Origin of the sequence: Methylobacterium durans (genome assembly GCF_003173715.1) — a bacterium.
GTDB classification, from domain to species: domain Bacteria; phylum Pseudomonadota; class Alphaproteobacteria; order Rhizobiales; family Beijerinckiaceae; genus Methylobacterium; species Methylobacterium durans.
The window spans coordinates 3850059-3868177 of record NZ_CP029550.1 but is presented as its reverse complement, the minus strand read 5'-3'; the positions used below and the strand labels follow the sequence as shown (position 1 = coordinate 3868177).

The window sequence follows — 18119 nt, the reverse complement described above, 5'->3', positions numbered from 1 at the left end:
GCCCCATGCTCGAACCGGGGAGATGTGCGTGGCCGCAATCAGGAGCGGGCTCGGCATTCAGGCCGTTCTCACCGCGATCTTCGCCCTCGTGCTGCTGGCGGCGCCGGGCGTCCCCTCCCCGCCCCTCTACGTCTCGCTCGCGGGCTTCGCGATGGCAGGCATCCTGCTCGCCTCCGGGCTGCTGTCGGCCTACCTCAAGGTCTTCGTCTCGGTCTACGGTGTCGGCTACCTGTTCCTCGCCGGCGGCAAGACCGTCGCCGCCATGGGCCTGCTGCCGCCGACGCTGGCCGCGCTGCTGCCCCCCTCCTTCGCGGCGACGGGCGCCGTCGTCTTCGCCGGGATCGTGCTGGCCATCTCGTATCTCGAGCCGATCCGGGCGATCACTCTGATCGCCGACCCGTACTTCGCGTCGCGCAGCGAGCCGACCCGCGAGATCGGCCCGTTCCGCTTCTTCGGCGCCACGGAGGGCAAGGTCGGCCAGCGACTTGTCGCGCTCTCGATCTTCATTACCTTCGCGCAAGTTGCGCTCCAGCTGCGCCTGAACTTCTGGTTCCGCGATCTCTTCAATGCCCTCCAGGAATACAATGCGGAGGCGTTCTGGTACCAGCTGATCTGGGTGTTCGGCCCCCTCGCGACGATCTGGGTGATCGTCGGCATGTTCGACACCTTCGTCGACGCGAGCCTGCACCTGCGCTGGCGAACCTGGCTGACCCGGAGCCTCTACGAGCGCTGGCTCGACGGGGGCACCCACTATCGCATCCCGTTCACGGGCGAGCACGCGGACAACCCGGATCAGCGCATCCAATCGGACGTCAACCTGTTCATCTCGCAGACCACGACGCTGTCTATCCGCCTGCTCTCGCAGGCCGCGACCCTCGTCTCCTTCATGGTCATTCTCTGGGGCCTGTCGCGGGACTTCGTGCTGCCCTTCACCGACACCGTGGTGCCGGGCTTCCTCGTCTGGCTCGTCGTGGGCTACGCCGTCGTCGGCACCTGGCTGACCCACCTGATCGGGCGCCCGCTGATCGGCCTCGATTTCCGGCAGGAGAAGGTGGAGGCGGATTTCCGCTTCTCGCTCGCGCGCTCCCGCATCTACTCGGAGCAGATCGCGCTGCTGCGCGGCGAGCGTGCCGAGAGCGTCCGGCTGTCGTCCCTGTTCCGCGAGATCATCGACAACTACCTCGGCATCATCTACCGGCGGATCAAGCTCGGTAGCTTCACGCTCTCCTACAGCCAGCTGAGCGTCGTGTTCCCGTACATCCTGGCCGCGCCGTCCTACTTCCTGAAGAAGATCACGCTCGGACAGTTCCAGCAGACCGGCGACGCCTTTTCCAGCGTGCAATCGTCGCTGTCCTTCTTCATCAACTCGTACGTGACGATCGCGGCCTACAAGGCGAACACGAACCGTCTCGCCTCGTTCAAGCGGGCAATGACGAAGGCGGAGGCTCTGTCTGGTGCCGGCTACGGGCTCGTGCAGGGCAACGAGACGCAGCGAGACGTCACCGCCGCCGACCTGACCCTGGCGCTGCCGGACGGGCGCGAGATCGTCTCGGCCGATAAGCTCGCCCTCGCGAAGGGCGCCGCAACCCTGGTCACGGGCCCCTCGGGCTCCGGCAAGTCGACACTGTTCCGGGCGATCGCCGGCATCTGGCCGTTCGGGAAGGGCCGCGTCGACGTGCCGAAGGACCAATCGGCCCTCGTGTTGCCGCAGCGGCCTTATCTTCCCCTCGGCACGCTGCGCGGGGCCGTCGTCTACCCGAGCACCACGGATCAGTTCTCGGATGTGGCAATCCGCGACGCGCTCGTCGCGGCGCAACTCCCCCATCTCGCAGACCGGCTCGACGAGGTCGACGCCTGGGATCAGCGCCTTTCCGGCGGCGAGCAGCAGCGCCTCGCCATCGCCCGTGCGGTGCTGGCCAAGCCTGACTGGCTGTTCCTCGACGAATCGACCGCGGCGCTGGACGAGGCGAGCGAGGCCGGCATCTACCGGATGCTGCGAGAGCGCCTGCCCGGCACGACGATCGTCTCGATCGGGCACCGCTCGACACTCCTTGAGCATCATGACCGGCGCCTCGACATGCAGCCGACCAACGATGGCCGCTTCGTGCCGCGGGATCTGCGTCACGCCGTGCCGGCGGAATGAACGAGACGTCGATCTCGCGACTGCGAGATCCGAGCCGCATCTTTAGCGCGTCGCAACAATAGAGTGGGCGCCCGACGGGCTCTGAACTGATCACGCGTCGGTCGAAGGCTAGCTTTTCTCGGGATGATTTGGGAACTGCTGTGCCGAATCGTCGTTTGCTCGATGTTAACGACATCGGAGGAACGCATGAGAACGGTCACGACGATTGCCGGCGCCCTGTTGCTGATGAGCTCGGCCGCGATGGCGGCCCCCTGCTCGACCGGAACCACGGTGGGCAACCAAGCGAAGCAGGACAAGAGCTCGAACGTCGACCCGGGTTCAACATCGAAAGTGTCGCCCGGCGCGAAGGCGGAATCGCCCGGGACGGTCGGCGCCATGAACAATGCCGGATCGACCACCGCGACGTCCGCGGCCGACGTGAAGCGCGAGTCGGAGGGCAAGCCGACGGCCCAGCAGCAGGCGTCCAAGGACGATTGCTGAACGCAGCCGCGACGCCATTTCGGAGAACCCGCCCGCCCCAGGCCGGCGGGTTTTCTTGTGCGCACGAGCCTGAGCTTCGCGCCGGAGGCGGCTGTGCCATTGCAGGCGCGGCGGCGCGATGTAGATCAGGGGGGCAGACACACGACGCGCACAGATGCCGACATGACGGACCTGTTTGTTCGGAAGTTGAGCGGTCTCGACCGGCTGAACGACGAGGAGGTGCAAATCCTGCGCGGGTTGACGCCGCAGGCGCGCTCCGTGGACGCGCGCGCCGATGTGATCGTTCAGGGCAGCCGCCCCACCAGCAGCACGCTTCTCCTTGAGGGACTGACCGGGCGCTATCGGATCCTCACGGACGGTCGCCGCCAGATCACCTCGATCGACGTGCCGGGTGATTTCGTCGACCTGCACAGCTTCCCGTTGAAGACGATGGACCACGGCGTGATCGCGCTCTCGGCATGCCGCGTCGCGACGGCACCGCACGCGGAATTGGCGCGGATCACCGAGACGCAGCCGCACCTGACGCGATTGCTCTGGCTGACGACTCTGATCGACGCCGCGATCCACCGGGAATGGCTGGTCGCGCTCGGCCGGATGTCGGCGCTGGAGCGTATGGGTCACCTGTTCTGTGAACTCTACATGCGGCTGAACGCGGTCGGCCTCGCCGACGCGCAGACGCACAGCTTCGCGCTGCCCGTGACTCAGAGCGATGTCGGCGACATGCTCGGCATCACGAACGTGCATGTGAACCGCACGCTGCAGGACATGCGGCGGCGCAACCTCGTGACGTGGCGGGGTGCCACCGTGAGCATTCCGGACTGGGACGGACTGGTCGAGGTCGCGCGGTTCGACGCGTCCTACCTGCATCAGGAGCGCGAACCGCGCTAACCCCCGCGCCGGACGGGCGCTCAGGCCGCGCGAAGGCGCGCGGCCACCTCGGCGGCGCGGCGGATCGTGGCGACGTCGGGTGTGCCGGCCGGGACCACCCAACTGCCGCCGACGCAGAGCACCGGCTTCAGCGCGAGCCAGTCCGGCGCCGTCGCCTCGGTGATGCCGCCAGTGGGGCAGAACCGCACCTGCCCGAATGGGCCCGCGAGAGCCTTCAGCGCCTTGATGCCGCCGGCGGGCTCCGCCGGGAAGAACTTGAACCGCGTCAGGCCGTGATCGAGCCCCCGCATGATGTCGGCGGCGTTCGCCACACCCGGCAGATAGGGGATGCCGCGTTCGATCGCGGCTTCCGTCAGCGGCGCCGTGAGGCCCGGGCTGACGATGAATTTCGCGCCGGCCTCGATCGCCGCGTCGAGGTCGCGCACGTTCAGCACCGTCCCGGCGCCGACGACGGCGCCCTCGACCCGCGACATGGCGCGGATCACGTCGAGGGCGGCGGGGGTCCGAAGGGTCACTTCCAGCGCCGTCAGGCCGCCGCCGACGAGCGCCTCGGCGATCGGCTCGGCGTGGCTCGCCTCCTCGACGACGAGCACGGGGATCACGGGAACCGAGCGCATCAGGGCGTCGATGTCGGTCATCGGCTGCTTCCTCTCCAAGTCGAAGATCGGGTGGGTCAGAGGCCGGCGGCCGCGAGCATCGCCGAGCCGCCCTGCTCCGCACCGTCGGCGCCCAGGCGCATGAAGGCGAAGAGTTCGCGTCCGGTGCCGGCTGCGGGCGGCGGAGGCGACGCGTCCTCGCGAGCGGCGAACTCCGACGCGTCCACGAGCACCTCGAGCCGTCCCTCGGGCCCGCTCAGGCGCACCACGTCCCCGTCGCGGATCTTGCCGATCGGGCCGCCGCCGATCGCCTCGGGGCTGAGATGGATCGCGGCCGGGACCTTGCCGGAGGCGCCGGACATCCGCCCGTCGGTGACGAGCGCCACCTTGTGCCCGCGGTCCTGCAGGACGCCGAGCGGCGGCGTAAGCTTGTGCAGTTCCGGCATGCCGTTCGCCCGCGGCCCCTGGAAGCGCACGACGACGATGACGTCGCGCTCCAGTTCGCCCGCCTTGAACGCCTTCAGGACCTCGACCTGATCGGAGAAGACGCGGGCCGGCGCCTCGATCGTGCGGCGATGCTCCTCGACGGCGCTGGTCTTGAAGGTCGCCCGGCCGAGATTGCCCTTCACGAGCCGCATGCCGCCATCCGGCTGGAAGGGTTCGGTGGGCCTGCGCAGCATGGTCTCGTCGTAGCTCCGTTCGGGCGCGTCCTCGTAGCGGATCTCCTCGCCGTCGAGCTTCGGATCGCGGGCGTGATCGCGCAGCGACGCGCCCGCGACGGTGAGGATGTCGCCGTGCAGGAGACCCGCGTCGAGGAGGCTCGCGATCACGAAACTCATGCCGCCTGCGGCGTGGAAATGGTTCACGTCTCCCGCGCCGTTCGGGTAGACGCGGGCGATCAGCGGGACCACCGCCGACAGTCGATCGAAATCCTCCCAGTCGAGGACGATGCCCGCCGCGCGCGCGATCGCCGGCAGGTGGATCGCGTGGTTGGTCGAGCCGCCGGTGGCGAGCAGCCCGATCACCGCGTTGACGATCGCCTTCTCGTCGACGCAGCGCCCGAGGGGACGGTAATCGTTGCCGTCCGCGCCGATCTCGGTCAGCCGGTGGATGGCCGCGCGGGTCACGGCCTGACGTAGCTTCGTGCCCGGATTGATGAAGGAGGCGCCGGGCATGTGCAGGCCCATCACGTCCATCATCATCTGGTTGGAATTGGCCGTGCCGTAGAACGTGCAGGTCCCCGCCCCGTGATAGGAGGCAGCCTCCGATTCGAGCAGTTCGTCGCGGCCGACCTTCCCTTCCGCGTAGAGCTGGCGGATGCGCTGCTTCTCCTTGTTGGCGAGACCGGAGGGCATCGGTCCGGCCGGGATCAGGATCGTCGGCAGGTGGCCGAAGCGCAGCGCCCCGATCAGGAGGCCGGGCACGATCTTGTCGCAGATGCCGAGGAGCGCCGCCCCGTCGAACATGCCATGGCTCAGGCCCACCGCCGCCGACAGGGCGATCGTGTCGCGCGAGAACAGCGACAGCTCCATACCGCGCTGGCCCTGCGTGACGCCGTCACACATGGCCGGCGTGCCGCCCGCCACCTGAGCGGTCGCGCCGCGCTCGCGGGCGAAGATCTTGATCTGGTCCGGGTAGCGCCCGTAGGGCTGATGGGCGGAGAGCATGTCGTTGTAGGCGGTGACGATGCCGATATTCATCGAACGCCCGGCGCGGATCGCGGCCTTGTCCTCGCCGGCCGCGGCGAAGCCGTGGGCGAGGTTGCCGCAGGCGAGGCTGGGGCGATGCACGCCACTCTCCCGCTCGCGCGCGATCAGATCGAGATAGGCGCGCCGCGTCTCCCGCGACCGCATGATCACGCGGTCGGTGACTGCGGCGACCTCGGGATGGATGTCGGTCATTCCTCGTCCTTCCGTCTTTCCTCGCCGACTTGCCGCGCGAAGGGTGGCGCAGCACTTCTCGTTTGAGAACGGTTCTACGCCGCGCTCGTGCCTATGTAAACGTTTACAAGAGGCAGCCGCGCGATCCTGTGATCGCCCCGAACCCGGTTACGGATTTCCGCCCGCCGATCGGCCTGCAGGTTTGATACCGCACGCGCTACCAGCCGGGAGCTTGCGCCGGCTCCCGGGCTCGGCTGTTCTGTCCCGGTGCGGGCCGGAGGCCGGCGCAGACCTGGGAGCGACGCGCGATGTCCAGCCACCATCCTGTCATTCGCGCCCTCTCGGCAGCCCTGCTCTGCGTCGCGGCGGGCCGGGCCGCGGGCCAGGACGGCGCGGCGCCGAAGGAGCCGGAGAAGGCCCTGACGGAGGCCGTCCAGTCCGAGACTGCCGCGACGCGGCGCGTGCTCTTCGAATGTCCGAAGGGGGCGCTTCTGACCGTCGAGTTCCTGAACTCCGAGCCCGGCCGGCCGGCAGTGGTTCGTCCCGCGAGCGGCGAGGCGGTGACCCTGCAGGCCCAGGAGAGCGGCTCGGGCTTCCGCTACGGCGACGGGACGCGCGAGCTGCGCAGCAAGGGTCGCGAAGTCACCTGGACGGACGCGTCGGGGAGGCCAGTCGTCTGCACGGAGCAGATGCCGACGCCGCTCGGGACGGAGCCGAACTAGCCACGGGCGAGCGCGAAGGCCTTTGGTGCGGACGGCGGGAGACCCTCAGCACCAGCACACATCATTGAAAACGTTGACGATTTCGACGCCTTGTTGGGTGCCTTTGTAGCGCCATTTGTAGTGGCTGTGTAGGGTCACATTGCTGCCGATGACCGTCCTCTTCCCTGACATCGACAGCCCACAGCTTGAGCGTTTCATTGCGCCATTCGGTCGGATGATGCTCGCGTTCGGGAGGGCTCACGAGGCTGTCGTGGAGCTTACCTTGTTGGAGAAGCCTGACGAAGCTGAGGCGCGGGAGTACGTCAGCGGAACGGCGGACCTCCCGAAGAAGATGCGCCGTCTCTTCCGCGAGAAGATCGACACTCATTGGTTCGGCATGGTGGACGTGGCCGTGAAGCGGTTCGCGCGGATCGCAGAGGAGCGCCACCATCTCATCCACGGCGAGTGGTGGTTCGACGAGTTCGATCAGGCGCGGCTTGTGGTGCGTAGGCTGCACAAGGGGCAGCTTCACCACTCCACTGACGTCACGCCCGAGCGTCTTGAGGAGTGGACCTCTGCCTTGGTCGCAGCCGCTGACGATTTCGAGCTTGTCTTCGACGCGGTCAGGATGAGCCGAGAGGCACCTCAATCGGCTGCGGCGCCCAAGCCGGACCGGCTGTAATCCCTCTTCACCGCAACTCATTGAGCGCCCGCTCGATCGCCATCTGACCAACACGCTCGCAGCGGTCTCGGGTCTCGAAGGCTGCAACGGCACCCTCGTCCTTCTGCGGGCCGGAGAAGATCGTCAGGATGAGGAAGAAGCCCGTTTTCATTGGCCGCTCCAGTCAGGCGTCTGCGTCCCTTCTGTGTAGCGGCGTAGCGAGAGGCTGGCGCTACCTCACGGGTGCCTTTCCTTGCCCTTCTATGTCACTGATGCGCCTCGTGCTGTTCGTTGCGCGTGGCAGCAGCCTCGATCTGCGCCCTGTAGTCGAGACCCTTCAACATGACCGAGAGGGCTGTCTCCTCGGCCGCCTTGCCCGCTTCAAACGCCTGTTGGATCGCGTTCTCCAGATCGGTCGCAGCACCGAGTGTCTCCGCCATCGCACGAACGTCGCCAAAGAGCGGGTCGATGAAGGATTGCGGTTTGAGCACGCTGTTGGCCAAGCTGACCACACGATCCTGGTAGGCTTCGTGAGGTGGACTGGATTGAGCGCCTGGCACCTCGGGTGAGGCAGGAGCCGCCTCGGGATGACCTGCAACCTCGTCGCTACGGCCAGTGCGATCGCGTTTCAGAAGTTGTGCCAACATCGCCCCGTCTCATTTTTTGATGGCGGCAGAGGAGCTTAGAGGCGATTGTGTCCATTTTGTGCTGCGAGGTGAGGATCGACAGTCTCGCCTTTGGCAAGGCTGTAGTTCAATTAGATTTCGCCCAGGCGGGTGCGCCGCCAACGGTGCCGGATTGTGAAGGAGCCTCCAAATCTACCGGAAAGCTCCCCGTCAAACTCGGGTCGCCTTGACCGCCGACCCTGTGTATGGTCCCGCACGAACCCAGGTTCGGAGCGAGCGGAGCGCATGGCTTGAGTTCGGCCACACAAACACAGCACGGGGCGGAACTAACAGCCTGCGACCGAGAGCCGATCCACATTCTCGGCACTCTCCAGCCCCACGGCTTCCTGCTCGCTGGCGAGGGGGCTGATCTCCGCATCGTGCAGGCCAGCGCGAATGTACCCGACCGGCCAGGACGCCTCGCGGCCCGCATCCACGGCCAACCTCTTGGAGCCGCATTTCCTGAGATCGGTAGCGCGGCCGCCTCCGACTTGGCGGCGCAATCAGGCCGCGAGGGCGCCAACTACGTCCGGACATTGACCCTCAACACCGTGGATGGGCCGCGGTCCTACGACCTCGCGGTCCATCAGTCTTCCGGCCTGACCATCCTCGAACTTGAGGAGGTGGCGAGCGAGACTGCGTCAGCGCACAGCCTTGATGCGCTTTATCCACTTCTCAACGCCTTCGTCGAGGGTCTGCACACAGCGACCACGGCAGAAGAACTATGTGCCCTGCTCGCAGCGGACATCCGCCACATCACCGGGTTTGATCGCGCGCTCGTCTACCGCTTCGACCGCGACTGGAACGGTACCGTTGTGGCCGAGGACGGCAATGGGGTGCTGCCCTCCTACCTCGACTTGCGCTTTCCTGCCTCCGACATCCCGGCGCAGGCGCGCGAACTCTACCGCCGCAATCGGCTGCGCATCATCCCGGACGCTGGCTACGAGCCAGTTCCCATTGTGCCAAAGTTGACGCCGTCAACGGGTGCCCCTCTCGATCTCAGCCAGTCGGTTCTGCGCAGCGTCTCGCCGGTTCACGTCGAGTACATGCGCAACATGGGGACGATGGCCTCGATGTCCGTCTCGATCCTCGTCGACGGTGCGCTCTGGGGCTTGATCTCCTGCCACAACAAGGCACCTCGTCAGGTGCCGCTCCGAGCCCGCAACGCCTGTGACTTCCTGACCCGTATCTTCGCCCTGCAGCTCGCCGCGAAGGAACGCGGGGCACTCGCCGAGCAGCGGCTGCACCTCGGCGCGATCCAGGCACGCCTCCTCGGCTTCATGGCGGAGGAGGATCAGTTCGTCGACGGCCTTTTGAACCATCCAGAAGATGTTCTCGCGCTGACGGGGGCGAATGGTGCAGCCATCGTGACGGCTGAACATTGCCGCCTGCTCGGAACAACCCCGGCTGAGCGGCAGGTCCGGGGGATTTACGACTGGCTGTCAGTTCATCATGGCGGCGAGCCCGTCTACATGACGGATGCCCTCTCTGCGGAACACCCACCAGCTCGTTCGTTCGCCGACCTCGCGAGCGGCCTCGTCGCCATCTCGATCTCGCAGAAGTACGCGAGCTACGTCCTCTGGTTCAGACCTGAGGTCGTGCAGACTGTGAAGTGGGGTGGCAACCCGACGAAGGTCGCCACTCAAGACCCTACTGGCGGCCCAGACCGGCTGCATCCCCGCAAGTCCTTCGAGATTTGGAAGGAGACGGTGCAGGGGCGATCGCTGCCTTGGTCTGCCCCAGAAGTAGATGCGGCCAAGGACCTACGTTCGGCCGTACTCGGCATTGTGCTGCGCCGGGCTGAGGAACTCGCAGCCCTCAGCGAGGAGCTTCAACGCTCGAACAAGGAACTCGAAGCCTTCTCCTACTCGGTCAGCCACGATCTGCGCGCTCCGTTCCGCCACATCGTCGGCTACTCGGAGCTTCTGCGCTCACGCGAGGGAGACCGGCTCTCCGACAAGGGACGCCACTATGTCGACACCATCATCGAAGCTGCCTTCTCAGCAGGCACGCTCGTCGACAATCTGCTGACCTTCTCGCAGATGGGCCGGAACTCGCTCAACCGGGTCTCGGGCGACATGAACCAGCTCGTCGAGGAAGTCCGCCGCAAGGTCGCTCGCGACGTACAAGCCGAGCGCGTCATCCGCTGGCAGATCGGCTCGCTCGGTCGGGTCTACGCCGACCCGGTCATGCTGCGCCTCGTCGTCGAGAACCTCCTGTCGAACGCCGTGAAGTACACGCGGGACAGGCCCGAGGCCGTGATCGAGGTCGGACGCGAGCCGGACCGTGATGCCGAGGCAGTATTCTACGTGCGCGACAACGGTGTGGGCTTCGACATGGCCTACGTGGGCAAGCTGTTCGGGGTGTTCCAGCGCCTGCACCGGGTCGAGGAGTTCGAGGGAACCGGTATTGGGCTCGCCAACGTGCGTCGCATCGTCGAGCGTCACGGCGGCCGAACCTGGGCTGAAGGTAACCTCGGTCAAGGCGCAACCTTCCACTTCACGTTACCGGTGCGCGGGGGGGCACAATGACATGGCGGACCTGAAGCCGATCCTCCTTGTGGAGGACAATCCGAACGACATCGAGCTGACGCTGGCCGCTCTGGAGAGGAGCCAGTTGGCGAACGAGATCGTCATCTGCCGTGACGGAGCCGAGGCTCTCGACTTCCTCTACCGGCGCGGCTCTCATGAAGGCCGCGACGCTCGCGATCCGGCCGTCGTGCTGCTCGACTTGAAGCTGCCGAAAGTCGATGGTCTTGAGGTGCTGGCCGCCGTCAAGGGCGATCCTCAGACGCGCGCCATTCCCATCGTCATGCTCACCTCGTCGCGCGAAGAGAGCGACCTTGTGCGCTCTTACGAACTCGGCGTGAACGCCTTCGTGGTGAAGCCGGTCGGCTTCAAGGAGTTCTTCGAGGCGATCCAAGACCTCGGGGTGTTCTGGGCGGTCTTGAACGAACCGCCGCCGCATCGGGGAAGCTGGCCATCGAACGTCTGATGGACAGCTCGCTCGAAGACGGTCAGGCGCCGCTCCGCATCCTGCTGCTTGAGGACAGCGACCTCGACGCCGAGCTGCTCTCTGCCGTCCTCGATGATGCTCGCCTACACTGCGAGATCGAGCGGGTGATGAACCGCGGCGACTTCGCCACAGCCACGAGCCAGCGACGGCACGGCATCATTTTGGCCGACTACGTCTTGCCCACCTTCGACGGCCTGAGTGCGCTCGCGATCGCGCGTGAGAACTGCCCCAACGTGCCCTTCGTCTTCGTGTCCGGCACTCTCGGCGAGGAGGTGGCGGTCGAGGCCCTGAAGAACGGAGCCACGGACTACGTTACGAAACAACGGCTCGACCGGCTTCCGCGTGTGATTGTGCGGGCGCTCGCTGAGGCCCGTGCCCACGCCGAGCGACGTGCCGCGGAGCAGGCATTGCGTGAGTTGAACGAGACCCTTGAGGCACGGGTCGCGGAGCGTACCCGCGAACTCGCGGATGCCAACGCGGCGCTGCAGAACCAGATCACTGAGCGCGAGCGTATCGAGGAAGCCTTGCGGCAGGCCCAGCGCCTGGAGGCGGTCGGGCAGCTAACCAGCGGTGTGGCACACGATTTTAACAACCTCCTGACCGTGATTGCCGGCAACATCGAGTTCTTGGAGCAGGCCGTCTCGGATGATCGGTCACGCCGCCGTCTCGACATGATGCGCGGCGCGGCCGAGCGCGGTGCCCGCCTCACTGCACAACTCCTCGCCTTCTCACGGCGGCAGCGGCTTGAGCCCGTGCCAGTTCAGTTGAACCGGACGGTCACCTCGATGCGCGACCTGCTGCAGAGTTCGATCGGCGGCGCCGTGCGGATCGAGATGACGCTGCAGCCGGACCTCTGGCCGGCGCTCGTCGACCCCACTCAGATCGAGCTGATCATCCTCAACCTCGCCATCAACGCCCGGGATGCGATGGCGGTGGGGGGCAGCCTCACCATCGAAACGGCCAACGTGCACCTGACCAGCGAGCCAAGGCGGCCGGAGGAGCCCTCTCCTGGCGACTACGCCATGGTGGCAGTGAGTGACACCGGAACTGGTATCCCACCGGATGTGCTGGCGCGGGTCTTCGAGCCGTTCTTCACGACAAAGGAAGTAGGCAAAGGCTCAGGTCTCGGCCTTGCCCAGGTCTACGGCTTCGCCAAGCAGTCTGGCGGCGGAGTTCGCATCGACACCGTACCCGGTGAAGGCACGACGGTGCGGGTCTATCTGCCGCGCGTAGCTGCGGGCATGGTAGCAGGCGATACACCTCGCGTTGAGGTCGACTGCACGACCATCCGCAAGCCCGGCGATAAGCCGGTACTGCTCGTTGTCGATGACGACAGTGCGGTCCGGGAGATCACCACTACAAAGCTGGCCAGGGCTGGCTACGAGGTCCGCGAGGCAGGATCAGGGCTCGCGGCCATCCAAGCCCTTGAACACGATCCGTGCTTCGACCTCGTCGTCGTTGACTTCGCGATGCCCGGCATGAGCGGCGCCGAGGTTGCCAGCGTGATCCAGCAACGATGGCCAACAATACCAATCGTGTTCGTGACCGGCTACGCGGACCGAACGGCGCTGGGTGAGGTCGAGGCGGCCGGAGAGGATCGGATCGTCCAGAAACCCTTCCGTGATGGCGAACTCGAACGCAAGGTTGCGGCGGCGCTGGTTATTCGTCCTGCTCCAGGCTTGAGGTTAGTCTCAAACCGCAGTGGTCTTTGACAGGCACAAAGCTCGCGCACTGACTGACCGAGCTGTTGTGAGCCCAAGCCTCCTCGCTCGCGATCTTGTCTACGCGGTCGTTCAGGATATGCCCATTGTGCCACGTCAGCTCACCCGCGCTCTGTCTCAGTTGGCCAACGTGGTATGACCCCACTCAACCAGAGGAGGACACCCATGAAGAAGCTCATCGTGACCGCAGCCGCCTTGATGTTGCTGACCGCAGCACCCGCCATGGCCATGAGCTGCTGCGGTGGCAGCAAGGGCGGCATGATGTGCGGCAAGCCCGGAATGGCGACGGGCCACAGCAGCATGAAGAAGGGCAAGGGCGGCTGCTGCTGCGAGAAGATGTCGATGAACATGAGCAAGCGGCGGTGATCACCCATTGGTGAAGATGGGTGACCACATCGAACCTCACTGGCGGCGTAGATGAGCTACGTGCGCAGCCCCTGGTCAACATCACAGTGAAAGCTGGTGGAGGATGCTCTCGGGCGTGTTGTGGGCTTGGGTAATGAACCTCGCTCCACCGGAGGCCACGCATCTTCTTAGAGGCGCATCGAGCTGCGGACCTTGAGGATGTCAGGCAGAGGCTTTGCCTTCGCCAACTCCCACCTTTTCCGCTGCCGTTCCTGTAGGTTGACGTAGCGGCTCACGAGTTGCTGCGACACGTTGACCTGACCGGCATTTTGGACCGAGCCAGTTGCGAGGCTACTGCATGGTAGCGGCCATGGGTAGGCGGAAGGCCAGATCCGGGAAGCTGACGGGCGCGGGCGGTCGATACCCCAAGGACGAGTGCGGCCGGACGCGGTTGTAAGTGGCTTGCCAAAGCCCGATCACAGCTTGTGCCTCTTTGAGCGAGTAGAAGATCTCCTGGCGCAGGCACTCGTCGCGCAGCTTGCCGTTGAAGCTCTCACAATAGCCGTTCTCCCACGGTGAGCCCGGCGCGATGTACTGGATCTGTGATCCAGCTTGGGCGACCCACTTGCGCAGCGCCTTCGCAACCATCTCAGGGCCATTGTCGCAGCGGACGTTCTCCGGGATGCCGTGCAGGCACATCGCCTCCGCCAGCGCCTCGATCACGCCCAGGCTGTTGATGCGCCGCGCCACCTTCAGCGCCAAGCAGGCTCGGCTGTGCTCGTCGATCAGCGTCAGGATGCGCAAGCTGCGGCCATCGTGGGTCTGCGCCTGCACGAAGTCGAAGCTCCAGACGTGGTTGCGATGCTGCGGCCGCAGCCGCACGCAGGAGCCGTCGTTCAGCCACAGCCGGCTGCGTGGCCGGTGCTTGTGCGGGACCTTCAGCCCCTCACGACGCCAGATGCGCTGAACCCGATCCTTGCCCACCTGCCAACCACCTGCCTGCAGCAGAGCCGTGACACGGCGGTAGCCGTAGCGCCCGTACTCGGACGCCAGGCTGATGATGGCGCGGGTCAGCGCATCCTCGTCGGCTAGCACGGTGGGCACGTAGCGCTGCGTGCCGCGGTGCTGGCCGACGATCCGGCAGGCGTGACGTTCCGAGAGGCCGTACTTCTCCCGGATGCCAGAGACCGCCTGCCGGCGTCGCTCGGGGGCTACAAGTTTCCCGCCGCGACGTCCTTGAGCACCTGCTTCTCCAGGGACAGGTCCGCCACAAGGCGCCGCAGGCGGGCGTTCTCACGCTCCAGATCCTTCATCCGACGCGCCTGATCGACCTGCAGGCCGCCGTACTCCTTGCGCCAGCGATAGTAGCTCTGCTCGCAGATGCCCGCCTCTTTGCAGGCAATGGCGATGCTCTTGCCCTGGGCTGTCTGCACCTCGATCTGGCGCAACGTCAGCACCACCTGCTCGGCACTCGGCCTCTGTCCTCTCCTCATTTCCAGCTCCTCCGATCCTGGCTGATCCTCGCAATCAGCCCGGTCCAAAGCCAGCCGGTCAGGTCAGTGTGAGGCGGTGACGATTGTGGGCGCGACCACCCGACACGTAGAGGAAGTCCATCTCCCTCAAGATCGTCCTGACCCGCCGTGCTGTCACGCCCTTCAACTCTCCCAGTTCCGTGATTGTGATCCAATCCCCCGTGCTGAGTTCGGTAAGTTCCCCTGTTCTCCGGTCCAAGACGTGCTCGGTGTAGATCATCGAGACGTCCTCTGAATGTTGTGGGCTTCGGTAATGAACCTTGTTCCACCGGAGGTAGAAGAGGTCGAGTGGACATGGGTCGTCATCGCGCACCTCGTGGCGCACGCAGCGGTGCTGTCATGGAATGTCTCAGGGGTGTGATTGAGTGATTGAGAAAGCGCGCGAACGGCGCCCAAAGGCGGAGTTGGAGCTACCCGCAAAGAAACAGATACGCCCCGCTTGGAGCGTGCGTGCGGCTATTTCCTTAGTGGTCCGAGGAATGAGAGAGCCGCCTTGGTCGCTGTCTTATGGCGAGCAGTCTCTTTTTCTTAGTGTGTCGGGTAATCTCGTCCGCAGGGCTGAAGCTGCTTGCGAATTGGCAACTCGGTGCCACATCCGACCGCCTACACGCGAGCGAACACCCTTGTCTTCAAGTGTGTCGGGTAATAGCGCCTCCAGTTCCTCTAAACGGCGCACCATAGCGGCACGAAGGGGGACGGTGTGGAGGTCCTACACGGCCTTCTCAGCGAGCTTGGCCATCACCCTTGAGACCTGCATCGGGGACCATTCGCCTCCGCGAGCAGTCGGGATGCCGCGCTCGTTCAGGGCTCGTGCAAGGGCACCGTAGGAGGTGACACCAGCCGCGTGAAGCTCCGCGAGAGTAGGCGCGAGGTCGCCCGCACGTTCGTTCGCCTTGGCCGTTCTGGTGGCCCTGCCGGCCTCCCTGATGGCGTCCGTCATCACTACGCCCCGGTTGCCGCCCAGCTTCTTCCCACGGGCCTTGGCGGCTTGGAGCGCAGCCTTGGTGCGGCCTGAGATGAACCCAGCCTCCAACTCCGCTACGGACGCCATCTGCTGAAGGAGGAAGCGGCCTACCGGCCCTTCGATCTCCGGGAGGTCACAGAAGCGTACCTCCGCACCGCTGTCCAAGATGCGGTGAAGGAAGGCCGATGAGCGGGTGAGACGTGAGACGTTCGCTACGATGAGCGGCAGGCGGTGCAGCCGGGAGAACGTGAGGGCGCGGTCCAACTCCGGGCGATCATCGCGTCTCCCACTCTCAACCTCGATGAACTCGGCCTTGATGGTCCAGTCGCCTCCGTTGAGGTAGCGCCGCACGGTCTCCTTCTGAGCCTCCAGTCCCAACCCTGAGGAGCCCTGTCGGGCTGTGCTCACACGATAGTAGGCGACGAACGCACCTTGTGCCATGAGCAACCACACCTCAGTCAACGAGCGTTGACCAGAATGTTACGAAGAGGGCTCCCTACCGTCAAGCCGATGCAGAGCCTCGTCCGCTGATGCGGCAAAGCTCAGGGTATGAGGGTAGGAAGCGCGCAACGACGACCGCCAAACGGAGGGAGAGGGAGGCTCTGCTTCCGAGCGTGGCCCGAGTTGATGCTGGGCGTTCCGGCGCTCGCGCGTTCTGCTCGCGTGGGTTCGGGCGCGATACGGGGTGGGGTACTCGGCGCTGTCCGAAGGGGTGGCGCGGGGGAAATGGCACCCGGCCGGATTGGTCGATGCCGGCTCGAATTTTCGCGATACGCATTTCGCTCTCGCCGCGCTCCGTTGAGCCGGTGATCCGTTGCCCTGAAGCCGCCACCGTTTGGCTCAGGCGGTCCACTTACCGTGGTTGGCGGCTTCGAAGCTCAGGCTTCCAGCGCGAACCGAGGGAACCGCTTCAACTCCTCGGCCATGTCTTCCACTGTGGGTGTCTCGTACTCATCACCCACATCTGACGAACTGTGCCCGCAGAAGGCGAAGCGGATGCGTTTCTCGATCTTCGCACGCGCTGCACGGCGCTTGAACGTGTGGCGCCATGCGTGGTTCGCGCTGATGTTCGGATCATCGACCCCGAGCTTCCTCACCCACTCAGCGAGCTTGTTCCGCTGCTTCACCCACGGTGCTTGGACAGGATTGGTAGGGTCATCCCGCTCAACTCGACTGCCCTCGGGATCGTAGAAGAGCGGCCCCTTCCCGACCTTCTTCACGAAGTCCAAGAAGCCTTGCTCGATGACGTGCGAGTGAACGGGCACAGTACGCGCTTGCCCACCCTTCACCGTGCCGGCCTCCGGGTTGATCTTCATCACCCAGAACCCTGCCTTGTGCAGCTGGATGTCTTCCGCCCGAAGCTGGGTCACCTCTCCAGGCCGTGAACCCGTGTAGGCGCAGAGCCACGGCACCCACCGCCGTGCTGCCACGTTGTGCGTGGCCATGCGGGCAGGCTGAGGGGCTGTAGTCGCCCGCAGGATCGTCGCCCACTCGTCATCCTCGAACTCCCGCTCACGGACCTTCGGAGCAGCCTTGCCGACCGCCACGGAGACCTTCTCAAAGGGGTTCAGCGCGATCTTCTTGTTGGCGACTGCCCACCCGAAGTTCACGCGAGCGGCACGGAGCCACACATCGTTGACGACACCGGCAGACCGCTCTGGGGTGACGAGGGTGTTCTTCCAGGCAAGGGCATCGTCAGCCGTGATCCCCGCGATGTCTCGGTTCTCAAAGAAGGCGTCCAGAGCACGAAGCACCACTCGCCAGCGGTTGACAGTGGCAGTGCCTGGCTTCCGCTCCTTCACCCACGCCTCGAAGAGGGACCAACACGTCAGCCCGCACTGCTTCACCTGAGAAGCCTGCCGGAACTCCGGGTGCCGGGTGACACGGGGGTCGGGAGCGTAGTCGCCTTCTGCACGTCTCCTCAGCGAGGCGGCAGCAGCCTCTAACTCGCTCTCAATGATGTCGAGAAGGGTTTCGTTTGCGTCCTGCGTGAGCACGATCCCCTTCTCACCCAGGAAGCTGGCAACCTTCCCAAGCTCCATGACCGTCTGTCGAATGTGGCGTCGAACGGCCGGGTGCTCCACCGCCTCCTCGAAAGGATCATCATCGTGACTGCCGCGCCAACGAGTGCGTGCGTCATCGAGTTGTTCGTATAGTTGATCCCACTGCGCCGGTTGTCCCGGCTCCTGTTCGTGCTTGGCCACGAACCATGCGTACCACTGACCGGCCAGCCCGTGCGCTTCGCGGTGAGTGAGCCCTCTGCCCTCACCTCTTGCGGCCGCTCGTAGAGCCTCAATGCGCCCCGTGACGGTCGCATCCCAGTCTCGTAGCTCGACCTTCGCAGCGCCTGTGGACAAGCTCGCAGGACGCCTAAACCGCTCCTCCTGAGCGACACCGAACGCCTTCTTGTAGGCTTCACGCACATCCTTCGGGATGCCCTTGCGGGCGAACCAATCCCCATTCGGGGCACGGCTCAGGGAGGTCATCGGAACGGCCATTTGTAGCGCCCTTTGTAGTGGTGGGGCGCC

17 protein-coding genes are annotated in these 18119 nt (G+C 65.4%); 9 read left to right on the top strand and 8 right to left on the bottom strand.

Annotated elements, in window-relative coordinates:
* Positions 1–28: 28 nt before the first annotated feature.
* The 3 genes from DK389_RS17680 to DK389_RS17670 all read left to right on the top strand — a co-directional run bounded on the left by DK389_RS17680 (position 29) and on the right by DK389_RS17670 (position 3511).
* Positions 29–2143, top strand: coding sequence for an ABC transporter ATP-binding protein/permease (locus tag DK389_RS17680; protein WP_109896518.1), 2115 nt, complete (start codon positions 29–31; stop codon positions 2141–2143).
* Positions 2144–2329: 186 nt separating this feature from the next.
* Positions 2330–2623: a hypothetical protein gene (locus DK389_RS17675; protein ID WP_109891515.1), complete on the top strand. Its 294-nt coding sequence runs from the start codon at positions 2330–2332 to the stop codon at positions 2621–2623.
* Positions 2624–2785: 162 nt separating this feature from the next.
* A complete protein-coding gene (locus tag DK389_RS17670) occupies positions 2786–3511 on the top strand; it encodes a Crp/Fnr family transcriptional regulator (protein ID WP_109896516.1) in 726 nt (241 codons plus the stop codon).
* Between the two features lie 20 nt (positions 3512–3531).
* Here DK389_RS17670 and eda read toward each other — a convergent pair whose 3' ends face one another.
* Positions 3532–4149, bottom strand: coding sequence for a bifunctional 4-hydroxy-2-oxoglutarate aldolase/2-dehydro-3-deoxy-phosphogluconate aldolase (gene eda / locus DK389_RS17665; RefSeq protein ID WP_109891514.1), 618 nt, complete (start codon positions 4147–4149; stop codon positions 3532–3534).
* A gap of 35 nt (positions 4150–4184) precedes the next feature.
* Positions 4185–6008, bottom strand: a complete 1824-nt coding sequence (edd, locus tag DK389_RS17660) for a phosphogluconate dehydratase (RefSeq protein ID WP_109891513.1) — start codon at positions 6006–6008, stop codon at positions 4185–4187.
* Positions 6009–6295: 287 nt separating this feature from the next.
* Here edd and DK389_RS17655 point away from each other — a divergent pair, with 287 nt between their 5' ends.
* Together DK389_RS17655 and DK389_RS17650 are read left to right on the top strand one after the other, a co-directional pair.
* Positions 6296–6709: an MliC family protein gene (locus DK389_RS17655; protein WP_210206678.1), complete on the top strand. Its 414-nt coding sequence runs from the start codon at positions 6296–6298 to the stop codon at positions 6707–6709.
* 148 nt (positions 6710–6857) lie between these two features.
* Entirely contained in the window at positions 6858–7370 is a 513-nt protein-coding gene (locus DK389_RS17650) for a hypothetical protein (protein WP_109891512.1), read from the top strand.
* A gap of 7 nt (positions 7371–7377) precedes the next feature.
* Here DK389_RS17650 and DK389_RS32575 read toward each other — a convergent pair whose 3' ends face one another.
* Positions 7378–7521: a hypothetical protein gene (locus DK389_RS32575; RefSeq protein WP_162560710.1), complete on the bottom strand. Its 144-nt coding sequence runs from the start codon at positions 7519–7521 to the stop codon at positions 7378–7380.
* Between the two features lie 94 nt (positions 7522–7615).
* On the bottom strand, positions 7616–7852 hold the full coding sequence (locus tag DK389_RS17645; RefSeq protein WP_162560709.1) for a hypothetical protein: 237 nt from the start codon (positions 7850–7852) through the stop codon (positions 7616–7618).
* A 413-nt stretch (positions 7853–8265) separates the two neighbouring features.
* Between DK389_RS17645 and DK389_RS17640 the strand changes: the two genes are divergently transcribed.
* The 4 genes from DK389_RS17640 (at position 8266) to DK389_RS17625 (ending at position 13116) form a co-directional block, all read left to right on the top strand.
* Positions 8266–10545, top strand: a complete 2280-nt coding sequence (locus DK389_RS17640) for an ATP-binding protein (RefSeq protein ID WP_236960144.1) — start codon at positions 8266–8268, stop codon at positions 10543–10545.
* 1 nt (position 10546) lies between these two features.
* Positions 10547–11008, top strand: coding sequence for a response regulator (locus DK389_RS17635; RefSeq protein WP_109891509.1), 462 nt, complete (start codon positions 10547–10549; stop codon positions 11006–11008).
* Positions 11008–12741 carry a hybrid sensor histidine kinase/response regulator gene (locus DK389_RS17630; protein ID WP_109891508.1) on the top strand — a complete coding sequence of 578 codons (1734 nt, stop codon included), beginning with the start codon at positions 11008–11010 and terminating at the stop codon, positions 12739–12741. The genes DK389_RS17635 and DK389_RS17630 overlap by 1 nt, the downstream gene beginning before the upstream one ends.
* Before the next feature lie 174 nt (positions 12742–12915).
* Complete coding sequence (locus DK389_RS17625; RefSeq protein ID WP_109891506.1) at positions 12916–13116, top strand: hypothetical protein; 201 nt, start codon at positions 12916–12918, stop codon at positions 13114–13116.
* Between the two features lie 330 nt (positions 13117–13446).
* On the opposite strand, the gene DK389_RS17620 is transcribed toward DK389_RS17625, so the two are convergent.
* The 4 genes from DK389_RS17620 to DK389_RS17605 all read right to left on the bottom strand — a co-directional run bounded on the left by DK389_RS17620 (position 13447) and on the right by DK389_RS17605 (position 18089).
* Positions 13447–14588, bottom strand: a protein-coding gene (locus DK389_RS17620) for an IS3 family transposase (protein WP_109887907.1) whose coding sequence is annotated in 2 segments (ribosomal slippage) — positions 13447–14321 and positions 14321–14588 — 1143 coding nt in all. Because the reading frame shifts where the segments join, the coding sequence is not laid out codon by codon here.
* A gap of 58 nt (positions 14589–14646) precedes the next feature.
* Positions 14647–14847 (bottom strand): hypothetical protein, encoded by a 201-nt coding sequence (locus DK389_RS17615; protein WP_109891504.1) that lies wholly within the window; start codon positions 14845–14847, stop codon positions 14647–14649.
* 489 nt (positions 14848–15336) lie between these two features.
* Positions 15337–16032 (bottom strand): recombinase family protein, encoded by a 696-nt coding sequence (locus DK389_RS17610; protein ID WP_109896512.1) that lies wholly within the window; start codon positions 16030–16032, stop codon positions 15337–15339.
* 437 nt (positions 16033–16469) lie between these two features.
* Positions 16470–18089: a site-specific integrase gene (locus DK389_RS17605; RefSeq protein WP_162560708.1), complete on the bottom strand. Its 1620-nt coding sequence runs from the start codon at positions 18087–18089 to the stop codon at positions 16470–16472.
* Positions 18090–18119: the final 30 nt, after the last annotated feature.